This window comes from Micromonospora sp. 4G55 (genome assembly GCF_016803375.1).
In genome coordinates this window covers 1-5,230 of sequence record NZ_JAEVHN010000443.1, presented here as the reverse complement: position 1 = coordinate 5,230, position 5,230 = coordinate 1, and the positions used below count along the sequence as shown (strand labels likewise).

Below are 5,230 nucleotides of genomic sequence, written 5' to 3'. Positions count from 1 at the left end.
GCCGGCGACCGGGCGGTACGCGTGCCGGTGGAGCCGCCGGACGAGGTGGCCGACCTGGCGTACGCGCTGAACGGGCTGGCCGCCGCGCTGGCCACCAGCGAGGGACGGCAACGGGAGTTCCTGCTCTCCGTCTCGCACGAGCTGCGCACCCCGTTGACCGCGATCCGGGGCTGGGCCGAGGCGCTGGCCGACGGGGTGATCGGCGCGGACGAGGCGCCGGGCACCGGACGGACCATGCTGGCCGAGGCGGAACACCTGGACCGGCTGGTCAGCGACCTGCTGGCGCTGGCCCGGCTGGAGGCGGCCGACTTCCCGCTGGAACCGGTCCCGGTCGACCTCACCCGGTTGGCCGTCGACGCCGAGCGCACCTGGTCGGACCGGTGCGCGGCGGTCGGGGTGCCGTTCCGGCTGGAGGCGCCGGACACCGCGGTGCCCGCGTACACCGATCCGGGGCGGATCCGGCAGGTGGTGGACGGGCTGCTGGAGAACGCGCTGCGGGTCGTACCCCCGGGGGCGCCGGTGGTGCTCGCGGTCCGGCCGGCGGGCGCGGACCCGGCGGCCGGCGGGGTGGTGGAGGTCCGCGACGGCGGGCCCGGCTTCACCGACGACGACCTGGCGGTGGCCTTCGAGCGCGGGGCGCTGCACCAGCGCTACCGGGGGGTGCGCAAGGTGGGCAGCGGACTGGGGCTGGCGCTCGCCGCCGGCCTGGTCCGCCGGCTGGGCGGGGAGATCGCCGCCGGGCACGCCGCCGAGGGCGGGGCGGCGTTCACCGTCCGGCTGCCGCCCATCCTTACCTGACCCGAACATCGGCCTGACGCGGCGCCCATCGGGCCGCGCGACGCTGAGAGCACCACGGACGAGAGGGAGTGTCATGGCACGTCAGGGATTCGCCGTCGCCACCACGTCGCTGCTCGCGGCGGTCGCGCTGGGCCTCAGCGGCTGCGGCCCCGCCCAGGTCGCCGACGGTACGGCGCAGCAGGCCGCGGTCGACGTCGCCGCGGCGATGGGCGTGGAGGGCCAGGCGCTCGCCGCCATGGGCTTCGACCCGACCGAGCTGGAGCTGGTGGCCGCTCCCGCGCCGTCGGCCTCCGGATCAGCCGAGGCGGAGGCCGGCCCGAAGGGCAAGCGCGGTGAGCGGGCCGAGGAGTGGCGCAAGCGTCGCCAGGCCCGGGTGCTGCTGCGGAAGAACACCCTGCACGGCGAGGCCGTCGTGCAGACCAAGGACGGCGGCACCAAGACGGTCGTCGTGCAGCGCGGCGAGGTCACCGCGGTCGACGGTGACTCGGTGACCGTGAAGTCCACCGACGGCTTCACCCTGACCTGGACGTTCGGCGACAAGCTCCGGGTGATCGAGCGGCGGACGACGATCCAGTCGAGCGACGTCAAGGTCGGCACGAAGATCGGTGTCGCCGGCGCCAAGGACGGCGACGCCACCGTCGCCCGGTTGATCGTGGTGCCGTTCAAGCAGCAGTAGTTCGAGCGAACCGGGACGGAGCCGGCGCGGTGGTCCGCGCCGGCTCCGCGCGGTCAGTAGACCCGGGACCCGATGAAGTCGTCGTGCCCGTACCCGACGGGGTTGGCGAACGACCGGGACTCGAAGGACCACTGCTGCCGGCTGCTGGTGGAGCAGCCGGCCAGCCGCAGCCGCGGGGTACCCAGCCACGGGTTGTCGAACGCCACGCAGAGGTTGGTAGCGCCGGCCGGCTTGAGCTGGTTGCCGGCGAAGACGAACTTCTGGTTGGCACCGCCGTGGCAGTCGTAGATGTTGATCGCCGTGCCGGCGGTCAGCGAGCCGCCCGCCACGTCCAGGCAGCGGTCGTGCGACAGCTCCGAGTGCAGCGACTGGCGCGCCGGGTCGTACCAGAAGCCCTGGTTACGGCCACCGTGGCAGGCGTACGACTGCTGGACGGTGCCGTTGCGCGAGTCGTACCCCCTGCCGTCCACGCAGGTGCCGGTGGCGGCGTTGCGCAGCTGCTTGAACTCCAGCAGCCCGGGCTGGAGCACACCGGTGCCGGTGCTGGCGGGGTCGACGCAGGTGGCCCGCTGGAGGCCTGCGTTCCAGAACTGGGTGATGCACTGGGCGAACATGCCGTGCCCGCGGATGTTGGGGTGGAACGACTGCCGGGCGGCGTTCTCGTCCCAGATCCCCACCTCGATGTAGAGGCCGCGGACCGAGGTGTTGTCGGTGCAGAACTCGTGGCCGTGGAAGAGCCGGCTGGCGTCGAGGTAGCGGGTGCCGGTGTTGGTGGCCGCCGCCCGCAGCGCCGACTCGAACAGCGGCACCGCCTTGTTCCGCGCGAACGCGGCGTCGGCCAGGTAGAGCAGGCAGCCGCCGGCGTACCAGCCGGGGAAGTTCGGGTTGTCCTCCACGTCCGGGCTGCCCGGACTGGGATACGACATCAGCACCAGCTCGTAGTCCGACCGCAGGTAGCCGGCGTTGGTCATGGTCTGCCGGATGGAGGTGAGCGCCTCCTGGACCGCGCGCCGGCTGCCGTCGGTGCGGATGGTCCACTGGTCGGTGTAGGTCGGGTAGCAGGGACCCTGGAAGAAGACCCGGCGTACGGCGCAGTCGGTGGCGACCGGTCCGAACTGGATCGTGCCGTCGCCGTTGGCGCCGACGACCACCCAGATCAGCTTGACGTGCGTGTTGCGCGCCTTGATCGCCAGGTAGTCGCCCTGGTTGAGCTCGTTGTGCTGGGTGGGGCCGCCGGCGACCAGGTTCCACGGGGTGGCGCCGGAGCAGGCGAGGTTGTACCGGGTGTCGGACGGGATGCCGGTGCGGAACACCGCCTGGTCGTACGAGCGGTCGCACCAGTTGCCGTTCTGGTGGGTGCCGGGCACGTAGTTGCCCACACCCTCGCCGGAGATCTCGCTGTCGCCCATGGTGACCAGGGCGGTGCGGCGCTGCTCCAGCGGCCGGATCTCCGGTGAGCCGTAGAGCGCGCTGGCCTCGGCGGCGCGGACCGCTTCGAGGTTCGTCGGGAGTGGCTGGACGGTCGGACGGTCCTCAGCGGCGGCCGAGGACGCCGGCCCGAGGAGCATGGGCAGGACGAGGGCGGCGGCGGAGACGACGGTGAGTGCCCGCCGTCGGATCGCCGGTGCGCGCCTGGTGGGGGTGCCAAGCATCGACGCACTCCTTTCCGCTCGATCGCAGGACGTCGATCGAGTTACCGGACGGTAACGCGGGCGATGCACGGATGTGAATATGTCTCGGAAAGGTTTCCGCCATCTGCGCGGCGGTGGGCCGAGTGGCCGGGTGGGGTGGGGTGGTCAGCGGCCGGGCGGCAGGGCGTAGCCGACGTAGTCGCGGAACTCCAGCGTCCAGCCCGCCGGCACCAGCTTGGCGCACGCCGTACGGCTGCCGGTGCAGACGATCGCGTCCACCGAGGCCGGGTCGGCCGGGGGCCGGTCGGCCAGCACCGACTGCAACGCCACCAGCTCCGGCGAGCGGCCCGCCTCGTCGCGCAGCAGCAGCCACCAGGGGTACTCCCAGTTGTCGTTCTGCTGCACCAGGCCGATCCGGCGGGCGTCGCTCGCCCGTACCGCCGCCGCGGCCCAGCGGAACTCCTCGGCCCAGTGCGGCCGGCGCAGGAAGCGGGTGTCCCACTCGGAGGTGGTGAACACCGAGCCGGCGCCGACCAACCGGCGTGGGAAGCCGTACGACAGGGCCAGCACGCCGGCCAGCGCGGAGGCGGCGAGCATGCTCACCACCAGCCCGGCCACGACCGACCGCCGCCCGGGCCGGAGCCGCCGCCGCAGCAGCGCGTCCAGCCAGAGCCCGGCCAGCGGCACGGCGGCCACCAGCGCGTAGAGCAGCAACCGGTTCCCCCAGGGCTGCCACTTGATCGTCGCGGTGTGCAGCCCGACGGCCACCACCACCGCGACCGCGTACGCCCGCAGCGCCACCGGCGCGGTCGGGCTGATCCGCGCCGGCCGGGCCAGCGCGAACACCGCCCCCAGCAGCGCCAGCGTGCCGGCCAGCGGGAACGCCACCCGGTCCTCGTCCGGGTACCAGGCCGGCACCGGGAACACCTCCCGGCCGAAGGTGATCGCGCGGTCCTGCGGGTCGACGCCGATCGCCCGCGAGCCGTCCGTGATCGCCCCGGCCGTGCCGGCGCGCAGCGGCGCGAGCGGGGTGTCGAACGCGGTGTGGCCGATCCGCAGCGCGTTGACCAGGATCGACGCCGGGTCGTGCCGTTCCATCGGGATGGACTCGCGGAGCCGGGGCGGGCCGAGCGGGTGGCCGAACTCGACGGTCACCCGGGCCAGGAACGGGCCCACCACCGCCGCCGCGACCAGCAGCACCAGCAGCGATCCGGCGATTGTCCGCACCACCCCGACGGCGCCACGACCCTCCCCGGCAGACCCCGCACCGACCGACGCCGAGCCCGCCGACGTCGAGCCTGCCAATTCCGAGCCCGCCGGCACCGGGCTGGCTGACGCGGTGCCCGTCAACCCGGCACCGGCCAACCCCGAGGCCGTCGGCACCGGGCTGGCCGACGTCGAGCCCGCGCCGTCCGTCGCCGAAGCAGGACCCTCGTCCGTCGTCGCCGGGCGGAGCGCCAGGCGGAGCTGGGCGACTCCCCAGAGCACCAGCAGCGGTCCGACCGCGAGCAGGCCGCTGGTCTTGGTCAGCGCGGTCAGGCCGGTGGCCGCGCCGAGCGCGAGCAGGCTCCCGACGTCCGCGCGCCGGCGCAGCCCGTCCAGCGCCAGCGTCCCGGCGCAGCCGGCCCAGGCGGCGGCCACCAGGTCGGTCTGGGTGCTGGTCGCCTGGAGCGCACCATCGGCGTGGTGGCCAGCAGGAACGCGGTGAGCAGCTGGGCCCGCCGCCCGCCGCCGAGCTGCGCGACGACCCGGGTCGCCACCACCAGGCAGCCCAGCGCGGCGGCCCACTGCACCAGGTTGTGCAGCGCGTCGCCGCCGGTCAGCAGGCGCAGGTGCAGCAGCAGGTACTCCGCGCCCGGTGGAATGGTCACCTGCCGGTGGATCGCGGTGGGCCAGAAGTCCAGGCTGCCCTGGGCGACCCAGTGCTCCACCTTCGGCAGGTGGTAGGTCTGCGAGTCGAAGTTGTTGGGCTCGGCGAGCAGCGCGACGAGCAGCTCCACCAGCACCAGCCCGCCGACCGTGCCGGCCAGCAGCCGCTCGCCCCGGCTCGCCGTACCCCGGAAGTGGGCCAGCCGGGCCCGGACGCCGGCCAGGGCCGACGCGAGGACGCCCGGCCCGGACGCCG

At 74.2% G+C, this 5,230-nt stretch carries 3 protein-coding genes and 2 pseudogenes; 2 read left to right on the top strand and 3 right to left on the bottom strand.

Going from position 1 to position 5,230, the window contains the following annotated elements:
• Window positions 1–815: pseudogene (locus JNW89_RS26880) on the top strand (sensor histidine kinase); the annotation flags it as partial.
• A gap of 56 nt (window positions 816–871) precedes the next feature.
• Entirely contained in the window at window positions 872–1,474 is a 603-nt protein-coding gene (locus tag JNW89_RS26875) for a hypothetical protein (RefSeq protein WP_238451132.1), read from the top strand.
• Between the two features lie 53 nt (window positions 1,475–1,527).
• On the opposite strand, the gene JNW89_RS26870 is transcribed toward JNW89_RS26875, so the two are convergent.
• The 3 genes and pseudogenes from JNW89_RS26870 to JNW89_RS26860 form a co-directional block, all read right to left on the bottom strand.
• Window positions 1,528–3,126, bottom strand: a complete 1,599-nt coding sequence (locus tag JNW89_RS26870) for a ricin-type beta-trefoil lectin domain protein (protein WP_238451131.1) — start codon at window positions 3,124–3,126, stop codon at window positions 1,528–1,530.
• Between the two features lie 144 nt (window positions 3,127–3,270).
• Window positions 3,271–4,746, bottom strand: coding sequence for a hypothetical protein (locus JNW89_RS26865; RefSeq protein WP_238451129.1), 1,476 nt, complete (start codon window positions 4,744–4,746; stop codon window positions 3,271–3,273).
• Window positions 4,641–5,230, bottom strand: a pseudogene (locus JNW89_RS26860) (hypothetical protein); the annotation flags it as partial. The gene JNW89_RS26865 and the pseudogene JNW89_RS26860, both read right to left, overlap by 106 nt.

Bases quoted from the DNA above. Each gene is read 5' to 3' on its own strand.
- JNW89_RS26870 (WP_238451131.1), bottom strand. From the start codon at position 3,126: ATGCTTGGCACCCCCACCAGGCGCGCACCGGCGATCCGACGGCGGGCA.
- JNW89_RS26875 (WP_238451132.1), top strand. From the start codon at position 872: ATGGCACGTCAGGGATTCGCCGTCGCCACCACGTCGCTGCTCGCGGCG.